Source organism: Streptomyces sp. NPDC006463 (assembly GCF_042870715.1).
Lineage (GTDB): Bacteria > Actinomycetota > Actinomycetes > Streptomycetales > Streptomycetaceae > Streptomyces.
Genome location: NZ_JBIAHP010000024.1, coordinates 118349 through 142993, shown reverse-complemented (window position 1 = coordinate 142993; position 24645 = coordinate 118349). Strand labels below are relative to the sequence as shown.

General features: G+C 68.8%; 19 protein-coding genes and 1 pseudogene. 13 read left to right on the top strand and 7 right to left on the bottom strand.

Going from position 1 to position 24645, the window contains the following annotated elements; genetic code table 11:
* The coding region (locus tag ACFYOB_RS33445) for a transposase family protein (protein WP_388566539.1) at positions 1-328 on the top strand (328 nt) is incomplete at its 5' end.
* 132 nt (positions 329-460) lie between these two features.
* Here ACFYOB_RS33445 and ACFYOB_RS33440 read toward each other — a convergent pair.
* Positions 461-886 (bottom strand): hypothetical protein, encoded by a 426-nt coding sequence (locus tag ACFYOB_RS33440; protein WP_388566537.1) that lies wholly within the window; start codon positions 884-886, stop codon positions 461-463.
* A gap of 14 nt (positions 887-900) precedes the next feature.
* Positions 901-1350 carry a hypothetical protein gene (locus ACFYOB_RS33435; protein ID WP_388566534.1) on the bottom strand — a complete coding sequence of 150 codons (450 nt, stop codon included), beginning with the start codon at positions 1348-1350 and terminating at the stop codon, positions 901-903.
* 406 nt (positions 1351-1756) lie between these two features.
* On the opposite strand from ACFYOB_RS33435, the gene ACFYOB_RS33430 reads away from it, so the two are divergent.
* The 4 genes from ACFYOB_RS33430 to ACFYOB_RS33415 all read left to right on the top strand — a co-directional run bounded on the left by ACFYOB_RS33430 (position 1757) and on the right by ACFYOB_RS33415 (position 7682).
* Positions 1757-3361, top strand: a complete 1605-nt coding sequence (locus tag ACFYOB_RS33430) for a flavin monoamine oxidase family protein (protein WP_388566531.1) — start codon at positions 1757-1759, stop codon at positions 3359-3361.
* Positions 3362-3547: 186 nt separating this feature from the next.
* Positions 3548-5038, top strand: a complete 1491-nt coding sequence (locus ACFYOB_RS33425; protein WP_388566529.1) for a Dyp-type peroxidase — start codon at positions 3548-3550, stop codon at positions 5036-5038.
* Positions 5039-5265: 227 nt separating this feature from the next.
* Positions 5266-5889, top strand: coding sequence for a hypothetical protein (locus ACFYOB_RS33420; RefSeq protein WP_388566526.1), 624 nt, complete (start codon positions 5266-5268; stop codon positions 5887-5889).
* A 524-nt stretch (positions 5890-6413) separates the two neighbouring features.
* Entirely contained in the window at positions 6414-7682 is a 1269-nt protein-coding gene (locus tag ACFYOB_RS33415) for a M20 family metallopeptidase (protein ID WP_388566524.1), read from the top strand.
* A 46-nt stretch (positions 7683-7728) separates the two neighbouring features.
* Here the strand turns inward: ACFYOB_RS33415 and ACFYOB_RS33410 are convergent, their stop codons facing one another.
* Positions 7729-8094, bottom strand: coding sequence for a hypothetical protein (locus ACFYOB_RS33410; RefSeq protein ID WP_388566521.1), 366 nt, complete (start codon positions 8092-8094; stop codon positions 7729-7731).
* A gap of 737 nt (positions 8095-8831) precedes the next feature.
* On the opposite strand from ACFYOB_RS33410, the gene ACFYOB_RS33405 reads away from it, so the two are divergent.
* Positions 8832-10487 carry an RICIN domain-containing protein gene (locus tag ACFYOB_RS33405; protein ID WP_388566519.1) on the top strand — a complete coding sequence of 552 codons (1656 nt, stop codon included), beginning with the start codon at positions 8832-8834 and terminating at the stop codon, positions 10485-10487.
* Positions 10488-10721: 234 nt separating this feature from the next.
* Positions 10722-11204, top strand: coding sequence for an SLATT domain-containing protein (locus tag ACFYOB_RS33400; protein ID WP_388566516.1), 483 nt, complete (start codon positions 10722-10724; stop codon positions 11202-11204).
* 19 nt (positions 11205-11223) lie between these two features.
* Here the strand turns inward: ACFYOB_RS33400 and ACFYOB_RS33395 are convergent, their stop codons facing one another.
* On the bottom strand, positions 11224-11979 hold the full coding sequence (locus ACFYOB_RS33395; protein ID WP_388566513.1) for a hypothetical protein: 756 nt from the start codon (positions 11977-11979) through the stop codon (positions 11224-11226).
* 299 nt (positions 11980-12278) lie between these two features.
* Here ACFYOB_RS33395 and ACFYOB_RS33390 point away from each other — a divergent pair, with 299 nt between their 5' ends.
* Complete coding sequence (locus ACFYOB_RS33390; RefSeq protein WP_388566510.1) at positions 12279-14027, top strand: protein kinase; 1749 nt, start codon at positions 12279-12281, stop codon at positions 14025-14027.
* 496 nt (positions 14028-14523) lie between these two features.
* Positions 14524-16029 (top strand): SpoIIE family protein phosphatase, encoded by a 1506-nt coding sequence (locus tag ACFYOB_RS33385; RefSeq protein WP_388566507.1) that lies wholly within the window; start codon positions 14524-14526, stop codon positions 16027-16029.
* Positions 16030-16081: 52 nt separating this feature from the next.
* Here ACFYOB_RS33385 and ACFYOB_RS33380 read toward each other — a convergent pair whose 3' ends face one another.
* Positions 16082-17008, bottom strand: a complete 927-nt coding sequence (locus ACFYOB_RS33380; protein ID WP_388566504.1) for a hypothetical protein — start codon at positions 17006-17008, stop codon at positions 16082-16084.
* Positions 17009-17643: 635 nt separating this feature from the next.
* Here ACFYOB_RS33380 and ACFYOB_RS33375 point away from each other — a divergent pair.
* The 4 genes and pseudogenes from ACFYOB_RS33375 to ACFYOB_RS33360 all read left to right on the top strand — a co-directional run bounded on the left by ACFYOB_RS33375 (position 17644) and on the right by ACFYOB_RS33360 (position 19899).
* Positions 17644-18018, top strand: a complete 375-nt coding sequence (locus tag ACFYOB_RS33375) for a DUF6193 family natural product biosynthesis protein (RefSeq protein WP_388566501.1) — start codon at positions 17644-17646, stop codon at positions 18016-18018.
* A 150-nt stretch (positions 18019-18168) separates the two neighbouring features.
* Positions 18169-19023: a hypothetical protein gene (locus ACFYOB_RS33370; protein WP_388566499.1), complete on the top strand. Its 855-nt coding sequence runs from the start codon at positions 18169-18171 to the stop codon at positions 19021-19023.
* Positions 19024-19026: 3 nt separating this feature from the next.
* Positions 19027-19191, top strand: a pseudogene (locus ACFYOB_RS33365) (XRE family transcriptional regulator); the annotation flags it as partial.
* 39 nt (positions 19192-19230) lie between these two features.
* A complete protein-coding gene (locus tag ACFYOB_RS33360) occupies positions 19231-19899 on the top strand; it encodes a class I SAM-dependent methyltransferase (RefSeq protein WP_388566496.1) in 669 nt (222 codons plus the stop codon).
* Between the two features lie 129 nt (positions 19900-20028).
* On the opposite strand, the gene ACFYOB_RS33355 is transcribed toward ACFYOB_RS33360, so the two are convergent.
* Entirely contained in the window at positions 20029-23379 is a 3351-nt protein-coding gene (locus ACFYOB_RS33355) for a hypothetical protein (protein ID WP_388566493.1), read from the bottom strand.
* Positions 23380-23549: 170 nt separating this feature from the next.
* Positions 23550-23978 carry a hypothetical protein gene (locus ACFYOB_RS33350; RefSeq protein WP_388566490.1) on the bottom strand — a complete coding sequence of 143 codons (429 nt, stop codon included), beginning with the start codon at positions 23976-23978 and terminating at the stop codon, positions 23550-23552.
* Between the last annotated feature and the right edge of the window lie 667 nt (positions 23979-24645).

Sequence of the window (24645 nt, the reverse complement as noted above, 5' to 3'; positions counted from 1 at the left end):
CGCCCTGCCGGGTCGCACCCACGATCTGACCGCAGCCCGCACCCATCGCATCATCCGGACCTGCGAACGCCAGGGCGTCCCTGTCCTCGCCGACCGTGCCTACACCGGCGCAGGCCCCTGGGTCACCACTGGGCTCAAACGGCCACCGGGCGGCGAGCTCACCCGCACCCAGCGCACCGTCAACCGGGCCCTGGCCGCAGCCCGGGCACCGGTCGAACGCGGCATGGCACGGCTGAAGTCTTGGCAGATCTTCCGCAGATCCCGCATCAGCCCGAACCGCATGACCGTCATCGCCAAAGCCGTCCTCACCCTGGAGAGGCAACGCTGAAAACGCTCAGTAACCGGGCAGGTTACCTGAAGCTGGTCTCCTCCCGGATCTCCGAGGCATCACCGGCTTGGCAACGCATCGTCGATGCGCTCGCCCACCGAGCCGAGCAGCGCCGAACCGCCGGGCACGACCTCAGGAAACCAGCCGTCGAATGCGGTCGGCCAGCTGCGTGCGATTGATCACTGCCTGAGGCTCGCCACTTTTCGGGTCGGTAACTATCAGTGTCTCGTTCGGAGTACCCCGCTCAGTCAGACGTGCAAGCGTCACACTCGCGGGTACCGTGAATACCTCGACGGACTTTTCGTCACCGATGACGCCATCAACCGGAATATTGCGCGCATCATCCCCAGCCGCTTCAGCAGCCCCGCGCAGGCGCTCACGGCTTACGAATCTGAAGTCCGTTGCACTTCTCTTTACGAGAGCAATGTCGTGGCGCCGTGCCGTAAGGCCCGCGAGTGCGTCGGCGACGCTGGTCTGTGGCGTGACCACGAAGGGTGCGTCGGCGGTGGAGAGCAGTTGCTCGACCGGCAGACGGGCGACGTCCTTGTAGGCGACCACGATTGCCCTTCTCGTCACCTCGGCCCATTCGCGGCGGGTTGCCCGACAGGGGCGCTGGTGGAAGATCCCGCGGGATTCTGCACCTGGTCGGCGAGCCCCAAGATCTTCTCGCTCTCCGCCTGGCGCATGATCTGCCCTATCAGCGTGGGCCACGCGACACCCACGATGAGCGCTTGAAGATAGGCGAACTGAGTGCCGTACGGAAACTGGAAGATCACGGCCAGCGCCGCTCCTAGCATCATGAATGAGCAGATCTTGGAAGGACTCAGGCGTGTCGTCGCCGGCTCCCCCTTGGGGCGGAGATCCAACTTCTCGAAGCCCGCGCGGATCCGCGCCGAAGTCTGTTCTCCGAGAAATCCGAGAAAGAGCGCACCAAGAAAAGCGCAGCTTCCGACGAAGCCGAAAACAGCCGCCAGGAGCAACTCCCAGTGGAAGTAACCTCCGAGACTTGACACTAGCAACATGCTTTACTCCAGTGCCGGCATCGATGGATATCGACGGAAGAGCACCGCAACGCCGATCACCACGTTAAGCCTCCAGTGGAGTCAGTGCACCCGGAGCGGTCCACTCGGGTTGAACTCGCCTTGCCGTCGGCACTGACGGACCTTCACCCCTGCGGTACGACATCGCGCCCTCCGGTTCCGCCCGCTCGAAGCGCACCTCCGCCGCTCGCCCGTTCGCCGTCGACAACAGGTCGACAAATTTCCGAATGGTTACGTTATGGGAGTTCGATGGCCACAACAGGTGGCGGACCGAGGACATTGAGCTGGGAGGCTGCCGGAGATGGGCGAACCAACGCGTCGCGATACGTTCACGGGGAATGAGGCGCTCGACGGGGCGACGGGGGCGCCGGCGCAGCCGGGGGACGGCGTGATCGACGTTGCGGTCATCGGCGCCGGAGTGTCCGGGGCCTACGCCGCCTGGCGACTGCTCGGCCCGGAAGCCGAAGGCAGCAGCATGCTGGACGATCTTCGGCGACGCCGCCGCGGTCCCCTCGCAGTGAGCCTGTTCGAGAGCAGCGGGCGCATCGGCGGCCGCCTCTTCTCGGTAACGCCGCCCGGCATGCCGCATCTGCACGCTGAGCTGGGCGGCATGCGCTACCTGAGCAGCCATCCGGTCGTGGCCGACCTGGTGGACCATCTCGGGCTGCCGTCAGTTCCCTTCCCGGTCGACGAGCCGAAGAACCTCGCCTATCTGCGCCAACGCCGTTTCACCCTGCCCCAATTCGCCGATCCGAAGGTCGTGCCCTACGAACTGCCGACCGCGATCCGGGGTAAGACGCCGGACGAGGCGCTCCTGTCTGTCATCGAGCGCTTCTTCCCCGACGCCGCCTCCATGGACCACCAGGCGTGGGACAAGGTCAAGGCGACGGCGAGGGCCGACGGCCGGAAGCTCTACGACGTCGGGTTCTGGAACCTGCTCCTCGACGCGGTTGGGCAAGAGGGGTGGAATTTCCTCGACGACGGCTTCGGCTACGGCGCGGTGGTGGCCAACGTCAACGCCATCGAGGCGATGGAGGCGTCAGTGGCGGACTTCGTCGGCTCCCCGCCGCCGAACTACCTGCTCCTGCGCGACGGCTACCAGACGATGCCCGAGGAGCTCGTCAGGCGGTTCATGGCCGAGGGCGGGGACGTCCACCTGCACCACCAGGTGCGCCGGATCGACCGGGAGACGGTCGACGGCGAGGAGGTGCTGAAACTTGCCCTCACCGTTTGGCCCGCGGGCCGGCCGCTCACGGTCCGGGCGCGCCACGTCATTCTGGCGATGCCTCAACGCTCGATCGAGCTGCTGGACCCGGACAGCTTCCTCTTCAGCAGCGACCAGTTCCTGTCCGACCTCGGCTCGATCATTCCGCGGCCCGCCTCCAAACTCTTCCTCGGCTACGACCGCCCGTGGTGGGAGGACCTGGGCCTGCGGGCCGGCCGCTCGGTGACCGACCTGCCGCTGCGCCAGGTCTACTACTGGGGCGTCGAAGGGGACCAGACCGGGGCCGACCCCGCCAATCGCAACGCCCTGCTGCTGGCCTCCTACAACGACATCAGCGACGTGGAGTTCTGGAACGAGCTGCTGCCGCACCCGAACCGCCTCGCCCCGGTCGCGCAGACCCGGCCACCACGGCCGATGGACGCGGTGGCGCCGGGAGCGCTGGTCGACGAGGCCCAGCGCCAGCTGCGCGAGCTTCACGGCCCCGACGCCCGCATCCCCGACCCGACGGCGGCCTACTTCCAGGATTGGGTGCAGGACCCGTACGGAGCGGCCTACCACTTCTGGCAGGTGGGGGCGAAGAGCTGGGAGGTCATGCCGCGGATGCGCCACCCGCTTCCCGACGCCAACCTGTACGTCTGCGGATCCGCCTGGTCGACGGGGCAGGGCTGGGTCTACGGCGCGCTCACCCAGGCCGAGCTGATGCTCGAGGAGCACTTCCGCCTGGCCCGTCCGACGTGGCTGTCGCCGAGCGCCTACCTCGGCTCGTAGGCCGCGAAGGCAGTACATCCGCCGGCCAGGCCACGGCCGACGACGAAGGGCCATGCGCGGGATCGTCCCGGGCACCCGGAGTAATCGCACACCTCACCCGTTAAGCGTCGCGAGCCTCATGGGAACGGACATCAGAGCCCGCTGTGCCGGCTCCCCCCTGTTCTCCCGCGAACGGAGTAGTCCGCCATGCCCCTCGACCTCGCAAACCAATCCCCGATCGGTCCGACCGACGCCTTCTCCGACCTTCCGTCCGATCTCGACACGTACCTGAGGGACATCCAGGGCAACATCCTCAAGAGCCATGGACGCGACCACAGCCAGCACCTGTTCATCCAGTTCACTGATCCGGCCGGGGCCAGAAAGTGGCTCGGCTCCATGGCGGGCCGTGTGACATCGGCATCGAAGCAGTGGAAGGACTCGCTGCGGCGCCGCAAAACGTTCGCCGAAGCGGAGAAGCAGCCCTTTCCGGCCGCCTGGCGCGAGGCACAACTCACCGAGCGGCCGAGTGAGATCTTCATCAACGTGCTGCTGTCCAAGAAGGGGTACGACAAGCTGGGCACTCCTGCGGGGCAGATTCCGCAGGACGCGGCGTTCCTGCTCGGTGCGCAGAACAAGGAGACGATCAGCAAGCTCGGCGACCCCCCGGTATCAGCACCCGCAGGGCACGACCAGTGGGAGGCCGGGTTCCAGCAGGATCTGCACGCCCTCGTCATCGTCGCGGACGACAGTGCGGCCAAGGTCGCGCAGGAAGCCGACCGGATCAGCGACGAGGTCGGCAAGAGCGGCGGAAGGATCGCGCACAAAGAGATCGGCACCGTCCTGCGCTACGGGGAGAACGGCCCGGTCAGGGAGCACTTCGGGTTCGTCGACGGGGTAAGCAATCCGCTGTTCTACGCCGCGGACGTCGAGAAGGCGAAACCCGTGGACGGACAGTTCCGATACGACCCTTCGGCCCCGCTGGGGCTGGTCCTGGTCAAAGATCCGGGCGGCGACGAGGAGACCGGGTACGGCACGTACTTCGTCTACCGCAAGCTCGAACAGAACGTCGCCCAGTTCAACCACGACAGGTTCGTCCTGGCCACCGCGATGGCCCACGCCGACGGCCGTGAAGCGGCCAACGAGTCCGACAAGGACTTGGCCGGGGCCTACATGATGGGGCGTTTCCGCGATGGCGCGCCCGTGGTGGCGTTCGCCTCGGAGAGCGGGGTCGGCAAGGAGATCCCGAACGACTTCGACTACAAACAGGACCCGAACGGCGACAGGTGCCCGTTCCAGGCACACACCCGCAAGACCAACCCGCGGGGCGAGACCGACAGTCCGCTTGAACGGGACGCCCGCATCGTCCGTCGGGCCATCAGCTTCGACGTCGCGGGAAAGGTCGGCCTGCTCTTCCTGTGTGCTCAGAGCAACATCCAGAACCAGTTCGAGTTCATGCAGAAGTCCTGGTGCAACGATCCCAAGTTCCTGCGTCCCGAGGTGAAACCGAATCCGGCAGGCACTCTCGACACCGGGCTCGACCCGATCATCGGGCAGGGTGAGGTGACAGAACAGGAATGGCCGCAGAAGTTCGACACCGATGAGCGGATCAAGGTCACTCTCAAGCAGTCGGTCACGATGAGGGGCGGCGAGTACTTCTTCATGCCCAGCCTGAGCTTCCTCAAGAAGGCCGCCGCATAGGGCGCTCGCTGCACCCTGCGTCGCTGCACCCTGCGTCGCTGCAGCCGTAGTGGCGGCAGGCGAACCGGGGCTCAAACTCGAGGTTCCGAGTTGAGCCCCGCAAGGTCTTGCCATCCGATCGCCGAACACCGCGGACAGGGCAGGAACTCGCGTACGGGGCTACTCAGCCGGTCTTTGAGTACGCCCGCTCATGATCCGTGCGCCAGCGGCTCCCTACCGTGACCCGTATGGACATGGACCCGACCCCCAGCGACACCCCCACCGGCACTCCAACCGCAGGCGACGCCCGGTGGTTCAACGGCTGCGCGATCGCCGTCGTGGTCCTCACCGTCCTGGTCGCTCTGGGAGCGTGGGCGCTGGCCGACTTCGAGAAGGGCCTCGACGGCTACGGCCAGCTGGATCAGAAGAGCGGCCCTGCCGGACACGTGGCAGACCCCCTCATCCCCGGCGCGACCGCCCGGTACGAGGACGGCCTGAAGGTAACCGTCAGCCGACCGCGCCCAGAGTCCGACGGCACCTACAGCCTCACCGTGACCTACGAGAACGACACCGACGAAGAGCTCCGCCCTGGCGGGGAGTCGTCCGACGCCAGCGTGTCGGAATACAGTTCCGCACCGCTCGTCGTCCGCGCGGGCAAGTCGCTGGACCACTACGCATCCGGGTACAGCCTGACCTGGCTGAACTGGCGGGAGTCCGCCGCCGCCCTCATGCCACCGCTGGGCACGGGGAAGAAGCGCACCGTTCCGGTCCGCATCAAGCCGAGCGTGAGGGGGATCCCGGTCACCGTGGAAGTCGACCCGCCGGACGCCGGCTTCCGGGAAACGGCGTACTTCCAGCTCACCTTGGACTGAGTGCCGGCTGCGGCTGGACGATCCGATAGATCAGTGGCTGCCCGAGCCAGCCGACCGGCGGGTGCTCAAGCGGGCCGACGGCCCGCTGGACGACACCGTTCCGCCGCGGCGTCCGATCACCGTGCGGGAGCTGCTCACCGGCTGCCGCCCCTGTACGTCCCCGGTCCGCAGGCCGGAGAGTTGCCACACGGCCAGGGGCAGACCGGCGGCTGGGGCTTCGGGATGACGGTGCGCACCTACCGTGGCGACTTCGCGCCCATCGGGCAGTTCGGCTGGGACGGCGGAGCCGGCAAGCTGCGCCGAGTTCGCGGGCCCGGCCAGCAGGATCGGCGGCGCCTCGGATGCGGGCCGTCGGCGTGGCGGCCCGGGATGCGTGGCAGATATGACAGTCGTCGTGTGCCCCGTTCTCCTGGAGGAGATGCCGTGCGTGTCGCTCCGCTGGCCGACAGCCTCGCCGAGCTGGATACCTGCCAGACCCTGTACGCGAGATCGCTCCTGCCGGCAGGCGACGCGGTGGAGGTGACGTGGTGACGGCGGCAGGCGGCGACACCCCGCCCCGGGGAACCTTCGAGGGGCTGCTCGCCGACGCGCACGCCGCCCTGCCCGGCATCGTGGCACTGCGCCGCACGATCCACCGCTTCCCCGAGTTGGGCAGGCACCTGCCCCGCACACAGCAAGCCGTCCAGGAGGCGCTGGGCGGGCTGGGACTGGACCTGGCCACCGGGTCCCGTCTGAGTTCCGTCACCGCCACCCTCGACGGCGCCCGGCCCGGTCCGGCGGTCCTGCTGCGCGCCGACATGGACGCGCTGCCGCTGGATGAAGAGACCGGTCTGGATTTCGCCTCCCAAGTGCCGGGCTCCATGCATGCCTGCGGACACGACACCCACACCGCCATGCTCGTCGGGGCAGCCCGGCTGCTCGCGGCCCGCCGCTCACAGCTGGCCGGCCGCGTCGTTTTCATGTTCCAGCCCGCGGAGGAGTCCGGCGGCGGCGCCCAGCACATGATGGACGAGGGAGTGCTGGAGAACGCCGATGGCATTGGCGTTACGGCCGCCTTCGCCCTGCACATCACCACGCGCTTCGAAAGCGGCACCTTGCACCTGCGGCCGGGGACCACCTTCGCTGCCTCCGACGGGCTGCACGTCACCGTACGCGGCCGCGGCGGACACGCCTCGGCACCGCACCGGGCCCTCGACCCCGTACCCATCGCCTGCGAGATCGTCCAGGCCCTGCAGTCCATGGTCACGCGGACCGTCGACGTCTTCGATCCGGCGGTGGTCACCGTCGCCTCGATCCACGCCGGCACGACGCTCAACGTTATCCCGGAGACCGCCGAGATCCGAGGCACCTTCCGGACTCTCTCGCCCGCCGCCCGGCAGCTGGTACGCGACGGCATCACCCGTGTCGCCCACCACGTCGCCGCCGCTCACGGAGCGCACGCCGACGTCACGCTGACGGAGGGCTACCCGCCCGTGGTCAACGACGCTGCCTGCACAGCGGCCCTCCACGACACCGCGGCCACCCTTCTCGGACCCGACCGGGTACATCACCTGTCCGAACCGGTCATGGGCGCCGAGGACTTCTCCTACGTCCTGCAGCGGGTACCGGGCGCGATGGCCTTCCTCGGGGCGTGCCTGCCCGGCACCCCGCCCGCGCAAGCCCCCGACTGCCACTCCAACCGTGTCGTCTTCGACGAGGACGCCCTGGCCATCGGAGCCGCCGTCTACGCGGCCGTGGCCCTGCAAGCCGCGACCATGCCCGGACGGGGCACGCCCGGGCGCCCAGGCACATGACCGTCTCGCTGGAGGGAACCCAGGCAATCGTTCTCCGTGTTCGGGTTCAGCGGTTGGTGGTGATCCACCGGACGAGGGCTGCGTTGGTCGTGTCGTCGAGTTCGGACAGGGTGTGGATGGCTTCCAGGTCACCGGGGAGCGGTGGAATGCCGACGGTGGTCAGCGCTGCGTGAAGGTCCAGGCGCCGCCGGTCCAAGGGCTTCAGGGACCAGGCGCGGCGTGGGTCGGATGGCTGCCGGTGTGCCCGCGGATCATCCTCTCCGAGGGAAGGCAGCCTGTTCTCTTCGTCCGGCTTCTGCGGCGGGGTGTCGCAGGGAATGGCTTCCACGGTGTCTGCGCCGGGGAAGCGGTAGGGGTCGAGGGTCAGCTGAGGGACCGTGACCGCTGACGGGGAACACTGCCAGGGCTCCACAAGACCTCCTGGGGTCGGTTGTACTGCTGTTTTCCAAAGAGCTCGGACGCCGCCTGCAGTGGGGGCGGGCCTGGGGGAGTCCGCATGCTCTCAAAGCGATCTCGCCACATCACACGTACTTCACAAGGTCCACGGCGTATGCCGCAGCAAGTCGGGCGGACTCCGTACCGTTCCCGGCGTCCTACCGGGGAGCCATACTCTGGACCGCACCACAGCTAACCGCCGCAACTCGGGATGCCTGTTGCTGAATATGGACATGTCCGTAACTCTCCCTTGTAAGAGGCAAGCGTCAAGGCTCAATTGACGCGAAAGGGGCAGCGGCTGGGGGCGGTCCGTGCGGGGTCGGAGCGAGGTGGTTTCGGCCACAGGGGCCGGTCATTCACGCCCACCTCGTGTGCAGTGAGCCGAATGGGTTCAGGGCCCTGTAACAGGTGCTTCTACCGTTTCCCCGCACGCAGTTGCGTATCTCCGCGCTGGTGTGCGGATGTCGAGGAGCTGTCCGCTCCTTGCCGCGCGCGCCGGCGTCGACGCGGCGCACGTACGCCAACGCGCGTCCAGAAGGCGTTGGTTGCCCCGCTGCGGGCGCCGTATCCCCGTGTGTGGCGCAGCCGGACAGGCCAGTAGTGTTTCTTCGCATGAATTCAGACGGACGTTCAGAAAAGGTGCGTTCCCTGGGGGCAGCACTGTCCGCCTTATGCCTGGCAGCACTCGCCCTCATGGGTTCCCAGCCCGCTGCGGTGGCCGCAGACGCCACCTTCGCGGCGGTCGATGCCGGCAAGTACACGATGCACGTGGACCCGGACGCCAACTTCAAGGACTACGGCGACATCGTCCGGGATCTGGAGGGTTCCGGAGCCGTCACGAACGTGACGCCGTTGGACGTCGCGCAATCCCGGCAGCACGTAGGCCGTTCCCTGTGTCACACCACCGGACTCAACGGGACCTACAAGTACAACGGGTTCTGCTGGGACGAAGGCGATGACAAGACGAGCGCCTGGGACCCGGCGGGCGGTTGGCACCCTCAGGGACTGACGGGCTCGCATGACGCCTATCCCGGCGGGACCGTGAACGGTCACCACCTGGTCCTCGCTTCCTGGTACTACGGAAACGGTGGCGGCGACGCCGAGGAGCATCGCAACAAATTCGGCCGGATCTCCATCGTCGATTCGACCGGGAGCGACTGGAACTACGGGCACGTCATGCTCGTACAGCCGACCCGTGCCGACGGTGGGAACTATGTGCCGGTGACGAAGATCCACACGGACGGCATGGTCTGGTACGGAAACACGCTGTTCGTGGCCAATGGTGGAGAGTTGCAGGTCTACGACTTCCGACACCTGTGGAAGATGGGCAACGCCGGCAGCGACCACACCGGAATCGTGAACGGTGTTTCTTCCGCCCGCTACCACCAATGGGCCCTTCCCATGGTCGGTCGCTACATCATCCCGCCCGTCGGGAAGAGCCTGTGGAGTTGTCCCGGTGAGCGGGCGTGCCTCAGTTCCCTGAGCCTGGACCGGAGCGGCTCGACCGACCACCTGGTATCGGGTGAATTCCTCGCCGGACCGAGCAGAGTCGATCCGAACGGGGGGAGTCCGTACACCACGAACGTGATCCGTTGGCCCCTCAACGGTTCCACCGAGTTGCTCCAGCCCGACAGCACCGGCACGGTCAAGGCGTCGGCAGCGTACGCCGCACCGCGCAACATCAACTTCCTGCAGGGGGTCGCTACGGACGGCACGTACTACTATCTCTCGGCGGCGTGTCCACCCCACTACATGGGCGACGACGAATGGACCTCGGACAACGGCGATCACGCGTGCATCTACCGCGCGGAGCCCAACGGCGTTCCGGAGGTCATATCCCGCGCACCTTCGGTCACGCAGAACCTGAGCTACGCGCCGTCATCCGGCCGCTTGTGGGGTCTCAACGAGGCGGCCGGCGACCGGTCCGTGTTCTCGCTGGTCCCGAACGCCGCCGATAAGAGCGTGTATCTGAGCAACGGATACAGCGTCCTGTGTGCGGGAGTCGGGAACAAGCACGACAACGGCGACCCCGTCATCCAGTGGGGGTGTACCAACGCTCGCGACGAACGCTGGATATTCGTGGACACGACCGATGCGAACGGGAAGGCTGCGTTCTTCCTGCAGAACGAACACTCGGGCAAGTGCATGGGGCCGGCGTCCAAGCTGGACAACGGAGCCAAAATCGTCCAGTACACCTGCAACGGCGCTGTCGACGAGAAATGGTGGTACGACGAGAATACCCACGTTCTACGGAACGTGTATTCCGGAAAGTGCCTTGGCTTGGGCTCCGATGCCACGAAAGGCTCGCAACTGATCCAGTGGACCTGCAGCGGTTCGAAGGACGAGACCTGGCCCAAGTCGCCCCGCTGAGCCGAAAGGACAACAACCTCCGCGTCGCGACCTGGACATCGACTTCACCGACGTCCAGGCCCCGGACTGCGCCCGGTCGACTGCCTTGCGTCATCGCGCTTGACCGTGCGCCAATGACATGATCATCTTCCCTGGCAGGGGCTGTCGAGTGGCAACGCCAGGGAGCCGCGCGATGTCAGGGCAACGCCTGCCGGTGAGCGAGCGGCAAGTCGACGACGGTGATTTGGGGGCGCAGTGCAGCCGGACAGTGGACCAGGTGTCGGTCCCAGCCCGAGGGAGGCAGCCGACCTCCTGCTGGACAAGATCCGTCAGGGCAACGGCTACGCCCGCGGCAAGAAGAAGCGGTTCGGTCGAAGCGCCTCCATCACCAAGGTGGCGACGCTCGTACTGTCCGCTGGGTCCACCGTCATCCTGGGGCTCCAGAATCTAAACGCGTGGACTGGTCTGGCCCTGGCGTGTGTAGCGCTGGTGACGTTGCTAGGAGCCGTCGAACCGTTCTTCAATTGGCGCTCCCGCTGGGTTCTGATGGAGGAAGCGCAGTACCGGTTCCGGCGGCTTGCCGATGAACTCGAATACCTGGTGGCGTCGACGGCCGCCGACGAGCTCACCTTCGATCAGCTGGGCGAAATCTTCGGCCGGTATCAGGCGATCTGGGACGACCTGGGCCGCACCTGGCTGGCGCATCGTCGGGAACCCGCGCCGTCGACCAATTCTTAGGCCCTGTGTGACGCTGTGATCAGTCGGCGACCTCCAGGAGGTCGCCGGCCGATCCGTCATTTGATCCAGATGTCCAGCAGTTGGTTTGCCGCACGGAAATTACCGGGCCGCTGGTCGCTGGCCGCTGGCCGCTGGCCGCGTTCGCCGACGGGGACGGCGTGTGGCGCGGCAACCGTGCACCCACCTGTTCCGATGCGGCGGCCCGGAACCCTTCGACAAGAGCACCCCCTGGATACGTGCCGAACGCCGCGTACTTCCCACGGTAGTAGCACGACCAGTAGCTCGCCACGCGCCTCTCCGTCCGCGCGAAGAAGACCGCATTCCGCGCGATGAACTCCCCGTAGAGCCGGCGCTGGGCCGAGCCCGGGACAGCGAGCCCGGGAAGCCCCCGCCCGATCGTCTCAAGGATCTCAAGTACGTACTCGCCGGCCAGCTGCACCACGAACGGCACGACCCACGGCTCGCTTGACGACACGATCCGTTCGAGGCGGCGCTGACGAACCCGGCCATCACCGTGTCGGGAGTACAAGCAATGCAGGATCAGGCGTTGGGTCCCCGTCAGGGACGGTTCCAAGCCGGCCTCCGGCTCCTCGTTGTAGATCCGCGAAGGGATGGCCACGACCTCGCCCTGCACCTCGACCTGGAAGGGCTCCACCGGCCCGAGCCTGGCGTCCGGCAGGACTGCCAGAACACTGCGCACATCACAGGCAAGACGGGCCGGAAACGCTGCCCCCAGGACATCGGGGACGTTCGGCGGGCCATGGGGCAGCTGCACGTCACGAGGATAGTCGGCAGACCTCCCGATCCGGAGCCGGCCTGTCCCATCGCAAAGGACGTACACCGCTGCCACTCCTCCTGAAACACCCTGGCCTGCAACGCCGCCAGGGCCGCCGCGACATCGCCGTCGTACCTGGTGACGTAGTCCCGTCCGCCGGCACCCATGAGCCACCCTCCCTGAAGATCGTGAATGGCCTTGGCGGAGCCGGCACGGGATCACGGGAATCCCTTGCGGCCGGGAAAGGATCTGACAGCCTGCTCTCACGAGAGTCCGGGCGGCGGAGGGGGCAGAGGGGCATGGTCGAGGCCGGAGACGTGGTGGGGGGCCGATACCGGCTTGAGAACCTTCTGGGGAGCGGCGGATTCGGTGCTGCTTGGCGTGCGTACGACCTACGCATCGGGCGGATTGTCGTGGTCAAGGCCGGGCTGGCCGAGACCGAGGAGGCGGTGCGCCGCTTCATGCGCGAGGCTCACCTTGCCGGGGCTCTCACGCACCCGAACGTCGCCGTCGTTCACGACGTGGGGGAATTCGCGGACGATGGACGCACGGTCGTCTACCTGGTCATGGAGTACGTGGCGGGCACGGACCTGGCCGGACTGCTGGAGCGCGGCCTGCCGGGATTCGCGGAGAGCGTCGGCTGGGCCCGGCAGATCTGCTCGGCGCTGGCCGTGGCCCACGACGTGGGCATCGTGCACCGGGACATCAAGCCGGCGAACGTCATGGTGACCGAGTCGGGCGTGGTGAAGGTGCTCGACTTCGGTATCGCGAAGCGATGGGAAGGGCAAACGGCCCTCACCGCCGAAGGGTTCGTGGTCGGGTCCTTCCCGTACATGACCCCCGAGCGCTGGCGGGGCACTGGCGTGGACGGGCGGGCGGATCTGTACGCGCTCGGGTGTGTCCTGGTAGAGCTGTGGACCGGCCGGCCCGCCTTCACGGGGCAGGACCCGGTCGAGCTGCTCACCCAGCACGTGACCGCCGAGCCGCCGGCGCCGAGCAAGCTCCGGCCGGGGCTGCCGCCCGGGGCCGACCGGATGGTCGCGGACCTGCTGGCCAAGGACCCGGCCGACCGGCCGGCGGATGCCAGAGAGGTGGAGCGACGGCTGGCGGAACTCGTGGGAACCGGCTCGACGGTGGTGGTCCCGCCCTCGCGTGTCCCGCCCGTGCCCGGGCGGCGGCCGTATGTCGCAGCCGGGGGCTTCGGGCAGGCCGTGACACCGTCCGGAGGCGGCACAGGCGGCACAGGCGGCACCTCGAACGGCGTGAGCCCCGCGGCTACGGACGTCAGGGGGCAGACGCGGAGCCGCCTCGATCAGCTCACCGAGCTGATTCAGGGGCGCCCCTACTCAAGCGATACCGAGAGGCAGCTCCGGGTGTTCGCCGGTGACACCGCTCAACGGCTCGGGCCACAGGACCCGGCGACCACGGCGGCCGAGCTGCTCCACCTCGGGTACGTGGTCCGCCGGAGTCCGGAGGATCCCGGACCGGTCCTGCCACGGTTGGCCGCCGTTCTGGAGCGGGCTTCGGAGACGGGCCTCGGACCGCTGGACCCCGCGGTGCTGTACGCGCGCATCGACCAGGCATATGGCGGGCTGCGGGAGTTCCGGCGCGGCAGGGAACGGCACCGAACGACGACGACAGCACAGCGAGCACGTCGCGACGCCCTGGCACCACTGCTGCCCGATCTGGCCCAGGGCCTGCCCGCGGACGACCTACAGCGACGGGAAGTATGTGCCACCGTGGCGCAGGATTCCTACGCGCTGGGCGACTTCGAGCAGGCCGCCCTGCTGTGGGACGCTCTCGTCCCGCTTCCTCCGTACACGTCGTCCGAGCCGCCCTCGGCGGAGCGCCGGGAGGCTGTTCTTCGGCACGTGCGCGCAGCCGGTGAGGGGGGCCGGCCGGAGCGTGCCCTGGAGCTTCTTGCGGAACTGGCTCGGTTCCGTCCGGTTGATTCCGGCTATACCGATCTCTTCTGGGAGGAAGTCGGGCGACTGCGAAGCCGCTACGGCCGCCTGGCCGAGCGGCGGGCTGGGGACCGCCGAATGTGAGCCGTCCCGGCGCCCGGGCCCGCCGCCCGCGGTACAGATGAGCGAGGGGATCAGCGTGGCCAGTGCGGTCGCCCGAGGCCAACCGGCGGTCAAGGGCGGACCACCACACCGTTTGGCGCCTTGCTGCAGGAAGTCCACCGCTCGGACCAGCCCGACCGAGTCCTCGGCGTAGTTGTCGCGATGTGCTTCATCCCATTGGCGTACGGCATCGAACCCGGGCCTGCGCCCTGCCCCGGTGAGCCCCGGCCCGTCATCGGAAGACCCGTGCCCTGACAGGGCAGGCAGAGCGGCCGCGGGCCTGTCAGCGCTCCCCGCTCGACGTGAGGATCCCGGCTCCGTCTTCGGCCGTAGTGGTGACGGCCATGCCTCGACGGCGTGGCGTGCACGTGCGTCCCGTAGAGGGGGAGGATGAGATGGCTCGGAGCGCAAACGCCGGTTCGTGATCACTGCCCGGCAAAGGGCCGCAGCCTTCGGCGGCGGGAAGGAGAGCCCGGAGATGGGTGTCACCGAGCCCTCGCGGGGCGATCCCGACGGGGCGGGGGCCGCTACGCCCGGGCCGGGCGGTCTGCTCGATGTGCTGAGCGTGGCCGCCGTTCTCCTCGACGCCGACGGCAGGATCGATCTGTGGAGCCCGCAGGCGGAGGACCTGTTCGGTTACACCGCCGAGGAGGCACTCGGCGAGTTCGCGGGCACCTTGCTGGTCCATGAAGAGCACCTGCCGACCGTGCTGGACATGTTCGCTCAGGTCATGGAAGGAGGGGGCAGCTGGGTTGGAGCCTTCCCCGTTCGGCACAAGGACGGCAGTACGCGCATGGTCGAGTTCCGCAACATGCGGCTGCTGGACTCCCAGCAGGACTACTACGCCCTGGGCCTGGCCGCGGACCAGGCGACGGTACGGCAGGTCGAACGGGACCTGGCACTCGCCGCCCGGCTGGTAGCCCAGTCGCCGGTCGGACTGGGTGTACTGGACACCGACCTTCGGTACGTCTCGGTCAACCCGGCGGAGGAGCGCCTCAACGGGGTGCCGGCCGCCGAGCACATTGGCCGGCACGTCCATGAGGTGCTGCCGGCCCTGGGCGCGTCCTTCGAAGCTGCGATGCGCGAGGTATTGGCCACCGGCGTTCCCATCGTGGACCAGTACACCGTCGGCCGTACTCCGGCCGACCCGGATCACGATCACGCCTGGTCGATTTCGTTCTATCGGCTCGAAGCCCCCAACGGGACCGTACTGGGCGTGGCGACCTCCAGCGTGGACGTCACCGAGCGTCACCGAGCCGTCGAAGAACAGCGCCACACCGCCCTCACCCTCCAGCGCAGCCTGCTGCCCCACACGCCGCCGCGGCGCCCGGGCCTGGAAGTCGCGAGCCGCTACCGCCCCGCCCAGGCCACCATGGAGATCGGCGGCGACTGGTTCGACGTCATCCCTCTGAGCGGCGACAAGACCGCGCTCGTCGTCGGCGACGTCATGGGCAGCGGTGTCGCAGCCGCAGCCACCATGGGCCAGCTGCGCACCGCTACCCGGACCCTGGCCGATCTCGGTCTCGACCCCGCCCAGGTTCTGCACCACCTCGATCACGTCACCGAGGGTCTCGATACGCTCGCGACCTGCGTTTATGCCGTCTACGACCCGCACACGGCGCAGTGCCACCTCTCCCTGGCCGGGCACCTGCCTCCCGTCCTCCTCCGCTCGGACGGCACGCGAGAGCTCCTCGACCTGCCGACCGGCGCGCCGCTGGGCGGCTGTGGTGTCGCCTTCCACACCACCAGCCTTGCCGTCGAGGTGGGAGACCAGCTCGTCCTCTACACCGACGGCCTGGTCGAGACCCGCGATGCGCCGATCGACACACGTCTCGAAGTTCTCCTCGACGTCCTCGACGAGCCCAGCCGCTCGCTGGACGAGACCTGCGACCTGCTTCTGCACACCATGCGGCACCCGGGAGATCACGACGACGTAGCCCTGCTCATCGCCCGGGCTACGCCGACGGCGGGGCAAGCCGGTTGAACGTCCCGCCCCGCCCCGCCGGGACCTGGTCGGCGCCGAGGAGGCGCTGGGCTCACGCTGTCGGCTCAGGACGCTGGTGTGGGGGAGGGCAGCCGGTGGTGATGGAGCCGACGGTATCGGCAGCCAGTTCGGTGAACCACATGGAGCCGTCCGGGCCGGAGGTGATGCGGTGGCCGACCGGGACGGTGGTAGGCAGTGTGTAGCGGCTGGTGGTGAGGTCCGGGCGCACGCGGTCGATCAGTCCGGGCTCGTTGTACTGGACCCACAGGTTGCCGAAGCAGTCGAAGTCGAGCCCGGCCAGCTTGGCGCCTTCGACATCGGTGCGGTGCTCGGTGATGCGGCCCGTGTCGGGGTCGAGGTCGGCGTAGGCGGCCCCGGCTTCCTCGGTGAACCAGACGTGGCCGCGCCGGCCGGCGACGACGGCGATGGGTCGGCTGTCGGGGCTGGGGATGGCGTATTCGCGCAGGTGGCCGTTCGTGTCGATACGGCCGATGCGGTTGCCCGTCAGCTCGGTGAAGAACATGTCGCAGCGAGGCCCTCGCGCGAGGTAGATCGGCTCACTGTCAGGGGCGAGGCGGTGCACGGTCCACGTATCGGTGCGCGGGTCGAAGCTTCCGACGGTTCCGTTTTCCTTCCCCGTCCACCACACGGTGTGCCCGTCGCATCCGATGCGCAGGCCGTGCGGCCCGGCGCCGGGCGACGGAAGCGGGTGGCGGGCGACGGGCTTGCCGGTGGTGTCCAGTTCCACCAGGGCGTTGGTGAACTCCTCGGTGACCCAGACATGGCCGCGCCAGTCCTTGTCGATGCCGTGGGGTCCGCTGTTCTCGGGGAAGTCGGTAATTCCCATCACGCGGCCGGCCGTCGATACGCGCAGGACGCGGTCCTCGAGTTGTTGGGAGACCCAGAGGTTGCCGTCCGGCCCGATGACCAACTCATGCGTGCTGCCCAGCCGGGGCAGGGGCATCAGGTACTCGTGCACGATGCCCGCCGTAGGAGGAGCGGTGCGACCCGCGGGCGCGGCCGTCGCTCCGGGCGTGCCGGGGGCCAACGCCAGGACCGCCACGCCCAGAGCCGCGGCCAGGACAGGCACATGCCGCCCTCTCAGAAACTGCAGTACACGATGCACAGTGAACTCCTCCATCGCAGCTGGCGGATGCCGTTGGAGCGTCGGAGAGCGCAGCGAAGGCACAGTCACCCGCCTACCCGAGAGCCGCGCCCACCTCGCCAGACTTCCTCGAAATAACCGAAATGCCCGTTCCTGGCCGAGGTTACTCAAAGATCGCCCCGCGTCGGGCGCGACGGCCCGGGACGCGCGGTTCGGCGAGGCGGGCCGCGAGACCGTCCGACGCATCGGCGAGGACCTGACGATCGGCCGGATCCGGGGCCGCGCGCCTACGCGGGAACAGGGCTCACCCGGGCGGGCCCCGTGCAGGAGGGGAACCGGCCGGAAGGTGTGGGCACCGCCGGGGAGATGAGCATCGTTGCCCGCAACGGGCGGATGTACGAGGCTGACGTGCCGGACGGGAGAGCCAACGCATCGAGGTTCCCCGACCCGACACTCCCGGACTGACTCCGCCGGACACCGGCAACGAACCGAAGAGGAGGTGAGCTCGCGTGACGACGGACAGTGCGGGCTCTCGGAAGGCTGCGGAGATCGTCGCGGAACGGTGGCAGGAGTTCATGGGGTTCGGGGGAGACGTGATCGACCCCGCCATGGTGCGGGCCGCGTACGCGCAACCGCGGCTGCGGGTGCTCTTCCCCGGGGTCAGCCACGGCATCCTCCACCTCAGCCGGTGCACCGGCTACCCCGCCTCCCACGACGTGCCGCTCGTCCATCCGCTCGCGGCCGGCGGGTTCCAGGTCACGGGCCGGGCCGGGGAGGGCGTCCTCGGCGAGGTGGCGACCCTGGAAGCGGCCTTCGCCCTGGTAGTGGCACACCTCCCCGAAGGCAGCGGCCCCGCCGTCCTCGGTACGAAGGACGACCTGTGACCCCGTGACCTCGACGGTTGGCATCGTGGCGGACGGCCGACAATCCGTCCTGTCCCCGGGGACAGGACCGGATCGGCCCCGCAGTGCCTCGGACCGCGTACGGCCACCCCGCCCTGCGCCCTCGGCGTGAGGCGTTGGCATGATCAGGGCATGGCCGGAATGAGGATAGTGGTGTGTCTGCCGGGTTCGGCTGCGGGCCGGGTGGACGCGGCGGTCGCGGAGGCGATGGCTCCGTTCGAGCGGGAGAAGGGGCTCGGCGGGGAGTTCGACATCTGGGACCACTACCGGATTTGTGGCGGCGGCGGGGGGTTCGGTTTTGCCGCCCTTGCCGGCTTCGAGTCGGACCCGCGCCTCCTGCACGACCGGCCGCGGCACGACGGTACGAGCGAGCCCAGTCTCCCCGGGATGTGCGCGGGAGGCCCGCGGGGGCTGCTCGACTTCAGCGCGACCTGCGCGGAGTCCGTGGTCCTGGCAGGCCGCGCGTGGGACATGTGGGCGGAGCTGTCCGGCCGCCATCCCGCTCCCGAGTCGCTTGAGTCGTTCGTGGAACGCAGCAAGGCGGAGATGGGCGTACCACCGTTCCTCCAGTTCCGTATGGAGGGGTATCCGGACCCCTGGACGCCGGCCTACGAGCGCTACCTGGCACAGCCGCTCATCCGCACCTACCTTTCGGCTCTCGACGAGCTCAAGGGCGCAGCCCGCAGCCACCGTTACGGCACCCATTTCCTGGACTGCTTCGATCCCCTCCGTATGGTGGGCGACCACTCCCGCGAGGACTTCATCCGTCACCACTCACGGATCGACGGGATGGGTTTCGGGAACGTTCTCACCTTGGAGGGCTGGTGGTACGAGTTCGGCGAGGAAGGGCTCCACAGCGCCTGCGGCGGCCGCACCGTGTGCCCGCACACACCGGACATCGCACCCGGGACCCTCTCTGCCGGGCAGCGCTACTTGGAAGGTGTGCCGGACGACGCTCTCCTGGTCTACCTGCGCCTCCACGTCTGACCAGCCCTGCCGGATGAATCAGGCATGGAGCTGCTGGTGCTGTCCGCGGCCCCAGGCAGCCCCGCCGAGGACGGGCTGCGCCTGCTCGCGGGCCTGGGCGCGGACAGCGGTGACGCGCATCCTCCACAACAATCGGACCGTGATCGATCTCGGCGCCAACGGCTGTAACAGCTCTCCAAGGCCCCAGCGCCGTCCTATTGTTGGCTGATGCGTGCACACCATATTGACCGCCCGGCCGATCTAGACGTGGTCCGTGAGTCCTACGACCGGGTGGCTGACAACTACGCCCACATGGTGCTGACGACGGGATTCGGCGACATCCGTAGCCATCCATGGCTGAAGGCATCAATCGATGCTTTCGCTGACACCGTGAGCGGGCTTGGGCCTGTCCTCGACGTCGGCTGCGGCCCTGGAACGGTGACCGCCTACCTCGCCGAACGCGGACTCGACGTGTCCGGAGTGGATCTCTCACCCCGCATGATCGAAAACGCGCGCCGTCTTCATCCGCAATGCCGCTTCAGCGTCGCCTCTGCCACCGATCTCGACCTTGGAGAAGCATCTCTTGGCGGCGTGCTCGGGTGGTGGTCACTGTTCAACCTCCCTCGCGACGTCCTTCCTCAGGTCCTCGCCCTGTTCGCGCGCGCCCTCAAGCCGGGCGGCCACTTCATCACCGCAACACACGTCGGCGACGAAGACGCGGTGCGCACCGAGGCCTACGGAGGCGTACCCGTTCGCTGGACGACGCACAAATGGCGGCCGGAACAGCTCGTGGAACTGATCGAGCAGGCCGGACTGCACCCGGTCGCCGAACTTCGGCTCCCTGCAGACGAGCAGACCGGGCCGGGTCTGGTCGTCATGGCCAAGCGCCCGGCCTGAGGACCTGGCGCCGGAGGCGGTACAGGGCCTCGCGCCGGGACCGGGCCGGGCCCGCTGGACCACGCGGGTGCGGCGGCGGCCCGAGCGTGCGCAGCCGCGCTGGGCTGCCCCGGCGGCTGCGCGTGCGGATCACTTCGGGCACCGCAGATTCGACGGGGCGCGGGTGCCCATGTACTGCCTCCAGATCTCGGGGGTGAGGTCCCGGCCAACTGATGTGCAGGCGGAGCGGATCCACACGCTCGGCTCGAGTTTCCAGCTGATCAGGCGAGCCCTGTAGCTCTCCTCGCCCCATTGGGCCTCGGTCGCCGTGACGAGTGAGGTACCGTCCGCCGAGATCGCCAGCCCGGTTGACTCGCCCTTGACGCCGGTCGGGAGGGCAATGGTGCCCAGGGCATGCCCGGATTGGAGGTCGATGAGTCGGGCGGTGTCGCCGCCTGCTTTCTCGGCAATGAGGTCCTGTCCACCGACGGCCGGGCCCACACTCGTCTCCGGGGTGCCTTCGATCGTGTCGAGAAGCCGGTCTCCGGACTCGGTCCAGACCTCCAGACGACCGAGTTCCCGCTGGACGAGCAGGCGTTCCCCCGCGAAGGCGACGCCTGCCATGTCTGCCCCGGCGATCGTCCGGGAGTGGCCGGTAGCGGTGTCGGTAACCACGGCCTGGGACTCCTCTTGGTTGATCACCGCCGCGTAATCGGCCTTGGGTGCCAAGGCTGCCCACCCGCGGGGGAGGCGCCACATGGACATGTTCTCGGGGCCGTCCACCTGGCGCAGAACCTTTCCGGTTGCAGCGTCCCGGAAGCGTATGGCGCCGGATCGGAGCAATTCAGCCACCTGTCGGCCGTCCGGCAGGAATTGCGCCTGCAGGACGTTGCTGGTCCGGGACGGGTTCGGCAACGGCGCCCAGGTGCCGGTGACCTGGAAGTCCTTGGTGCGAGAGAGGATCTTGGCGCTGCCGTCCCCGGACACCGCGATGAGCCCGCTGCCGTCCTTCTGCCACAGCGCCGCCTGGAAATCCCCGTCCGGCAGCAAGCGGCGCGACGACCACTCGACGGGATCGGACGAGTCCAGCTCTTGGATTTCGAGCTGAGTGCCGTTGCCGTCGATGACCGCTGCGAGTCGGCCGTCGGGAGACAGGGCCACGATCGGCCCTCCACAGCCGTTGCAGGAGGTGGGGATGTCTGCCGAGGTCTCCGTCGCGATCCGGGAGCGCTGCTCGAGATCCCACAGGCTGAGTACGTCACCGGAGGCAGAGATCAGCCTGGAGTCGAGGCCGTGCCCCAGGAAGGCGAGAGCGCCACGCGTGATCAGACCCGCTCCGGTGAGGGTGACGGGCGCGGTGAGCGGCGACCGGCCGTTGTCCACCTCGCTCATCGACACGTAGATGTCGGTTCCGACGGCCTCGGCAACCCCCCTGTCGATGGAGAGGGCCAGTGCCACCGTCGGAGGGCCGGTGTGGATCTGGGCCCTGTACACCGGCTTGTCGATGTCGGGTGTCCCTCTTGCCAGCCAGACCGGCAGGGTCGAGGCGCCGTTGGTGTAGCTGAAGGTCCTGCCGTCCGGTCCCAGTGCGGCTGCAAGGTTGTGGACGCCGAAGCCGACCGTGCTCCCGGCGGTCCGGGCCGGCGCCGGCAGGGAGATCTCCTCCCAGGAACCGTAGCCGCTCTCGAAAGCCACCACCTTCTCCTCGTCGGGGAAGCCGATGGCGCTCGTGGGCGCGCGGAGGTCCAGGTCGAGGTGAGTGGTGATTCCACTGGACCGGTCCAGGACCCACATCGTGGGCGGGTCCTCGAACTGCCGGTTGGACGTCGTCACGATGACGGTGCGTCCCGACGGGGAGACTCCCACCGCCGTGGGATGCTCCCCGGCAGCCATCTCCGGCGCGGTGACCGGCTGCGCGGCGGCCCAGACGCGGACCGTACTGTCGTCGATCGCGGCGACCACGCCGCCGTACGAGTCGGCCGCAACGGCGGTGACCGGGCCGGGCAGCCTGCCCAGGCTCCGGGACGCGCCGGGCACCGTGCCGGTGAGCGGCCATTGCTGCACTTCGCCCTGCTGGGTTCCGGCGAGTACGACGTTTTGGCTCCGCGAGCTCGACAGCGCGGAGATGGGCCCGCTCGCCTTGACACTGCCGGCCAAGTAGGGGCTGGCGGTGACGGCCTGGAACAGTGCACCGCGGGTCAGCGAATCGGGGTGCTGTCGGTAGGCTTGCACGGCGAACAGTTCGGCGAGCCCGACATCGGTCGGGAGCAGGTTCTGTGACACCTCGGCGAGCCGATGCGCAGTCGCCAACCGTTCGATGGCCTCTGCGTTCTGCTGCGTCACCACCAGCCCCGTGGCGGTGGCCGTCGCTGCCAGCGCCATGGCGACGGCCAGGCGGCCGGTCCGGATTCTTCGGGCGTACCGGTCGGCCTGTTTCAGGGTGGAGGCGAATCTCACCGCACCGGGCTCAGGGGCCTTGGCGACGTCGAGGCGGTTCGCCTCGGGTGCGACGAGGTGGAGCCCTTTGCGGCGTGCGGCCAGCAGTTTGGCGTCCATGTCGCTGACCTTGAGGAGGCGTTCGCCTCCGTCGAGCGCTCCGGTCACCGCGGTCCGGGGCCGCAACCCGTAGAAGGTCCCGCGCAGCCAGGCCACGCCGGGCCGGCCGGTCGACGGGCGGCGTAAGAGCTCGCGTATCCCGATCGCGAAGGCAGCGCCGAGCGAGGGGCCCTCGATCCGCGTCGGAGGCATCGGATCGTCCGCCAGGACGAGGCGCCACAACACGCAACGCCCCTGCCGCCGGGGGCCGGCCGCGTTCCATGCCCGGCCCAACGAGGTGGCGAACTGTCCGTTCGGGCTGCGCGCTCCCGCCATCGCCCGCGGATCGGGATACAACCCCGCCGGCCCCGGGGGGAACTCGCACAGTTCCAGAACGCCGGTGACACCTTCCCCAGCGGTGGCCCGGCCGGCTGGTCCGGCGGACCGTCCGAACACCACGGGGACGCTGACGACGGACCGGCTGCGCGGTTGTGCACCCGCCATCAACAGCGCTGCGATGACGAGCATGTTCACTCCAGCGGCCTGCTCCCCGTCCTCGACCGTGCTGCCATGGCTGCCATATCGGTGCTGAACGCGGTCGACGACGCTCCTCAGCCCGCTCGCCGCACTCTGTGAGAGGCCTTCGAGCCCCTTGCCGGACGGCTGCGCGGGCCCGGGCGCGGCGTCCGCCGAGACCAGTCCACTGCGACCCCATCCCTGCGCCAACGCGTCCAGCGCCCCATCGTGCTCCCCGTCCCGGTCCCCCTCTGCGCTCAAAGCCCGGCCCAACAGCCACGCGTGGTCAGCAGGTGCCACCGAGTCGGCTGCCGCGCGGTCCGGCGCCGTCTCGTCGAGCCAGGCGTGCAGGCCCTCGGCCCGTCCGCCGAACAGCCAGGACGGATCCGTGCGCACCGCCTCGCTGCAGCATTTCCACCACAGCCGTCGTTCGCCGAGCAGGTCCTGCACGGCGGCCTGCGGGCCCGTCGCACTCTCAAGCGCCTCGTCGACTGCCGTCCGCTCCGGGAACCCACCCGGTCGGGTACCGGACCGTCGCCATGGCAACCGAAGCAGCCGAGAAGGACGCGGGCCAGTACCGCTGTCAGGGGCCTGCACGCGCCCCTCCTCGTCGGCGGCCGTCATGGCAGTTCGCCGTCGATGACGCTGCGCAGGTCGTCGCCGATGAGTTCCCGCACCTGTCGCCAGGCGTTGCGGGTCGCCTCGTTGAGCGCCGCACGAACCGAGTCGGCAACCGTCGCGGCGTCCCAGGCAGTGCTCGAAGTCACCGCTACGGGAGCACAGGCCGTCCATTGCGTCGATGCCGACTCGGCGGCGAAGCCCGGCAGACGGACGTACGAGGCGGCAGGGCCGAACTTCCCCTGCACCACTGGTACGAGTAGCGCCTGCTCACCGCCTTCGGCCTTGGGGTACCTGATCGAGGCCACCATCGGCCGAGCGGCATCGACACCGACCAGTACGAGCTCCAGGCTGTACTCGGGGCAGTCGGTTCCGTGGCCACGCACCAGAAACCTGACCCGGCCGTCGGGGGACGACGCTTCGAGCACCACTGCGTCGCCTCCCGCAGCGGTCAGACCGCCGGTCACTGGGAGTGAAGGCAGCGCGAACCAACCCGGAGCGAGGCGGCCCGCCGGCGATCCGTTCCGGGACGGGTCCTCCCGGAGAGGCTGCCGCGGGGCGGGGGGCGACGCCTCGTGTGCCCGTACCCCGCCCAAGTGCATGGGTGGGAGGTCGCGGCTGATGAACGAGGCCCAGATCCGCTGCCGGAGGGTGTATCCGGCGCGTCCTCGCGCCGCCGTTCGCGGGGGGTGGGCACGCGCTCCGATGAACGACCTCCAGGAACGCTCGGCGACCGAAGCCGCGTTCATGAGGCGGTCTCCTCATCGGCCGTTCGAACCCCTGGAGGACCTGGAGGCCAGGCGGCAAACCCGGGCGCGCCGTCGCCTCCGGGCCCGGGTTCGGGCCCGGGTCCGGCGAGGGCTTCGGCTGCCGTGGTCGCTCTGCCTACCTGGGCAAGCAGCGCGGGCGCGGAGGCGCCAACGGTCACGGCGGCATACACACCGGTGACCTCAGCATGGAGCAGCCAAGCAGCCGCGCCCCCCAGCGCCACACGAAAGAGCGCGGCGAGCGAGTCTGCGAGTGGATCTACGAAGGCCCCCAGGCGAGGAAGCTGTTTCGAGGCTCCCCGCGCCGCATGTCGTGCTTGCTGCCAGGCGT

Bases quoted from the DNA above. Each gene is read 5' to 3' on its own strand.
- ACFYOB_RS33420 (WP_388566526.1), top strand. From the start codon at position 5,266: ATGGACATGGACCCGACCCCCAGCGACACCCCCACCGGCACTCCAACC.
- ACFYOB_RS33425 (WP_388566529.1), top strand. From the start codon at position 3,548: ATGCCCCTCGACCTCGCAAACCAATCCCCGATCGGTCCGACCGACGCC.
- ACFYOB_RS33390 (WP_388566510.1), top strand. From the start codon at position 12,279: ATGGTCGAGGCCGGAGACGTGGTGGGGGGCCGATACCGGCTTGAGAAC.
- ACFYOB_RS33435 (WP_388566534.1), bottom strand. From the start codon at position 1,350: ATGTTGCTAGTGTCAAGTCTCGGAGGTTACTTCCACTGGGAGTTGCTC.
- ACFYOB_RS33360 (WP_388566496.1), top strand. From the start codon at position 19,231: ATGCGTGCACACCATATTGACCGCCCGGCCGATCTAGACGTGGTCCGT.
- ACFYOB_RS33370 (WP_388566499.1), top strand. From the start codon at position 18,169: ATGGCCGGAATGAGGATAGTGGTGTGTCTGCCGGGTTCGGCTGCGGGC.
- ACFYOB_RS33385 (WP_388566507.1), top strand. From the start codon at position 14,524: ATGGGTGTCACCGAGCCCTCGCGGGGCGATCCCGACGGGGCGGGGGCC.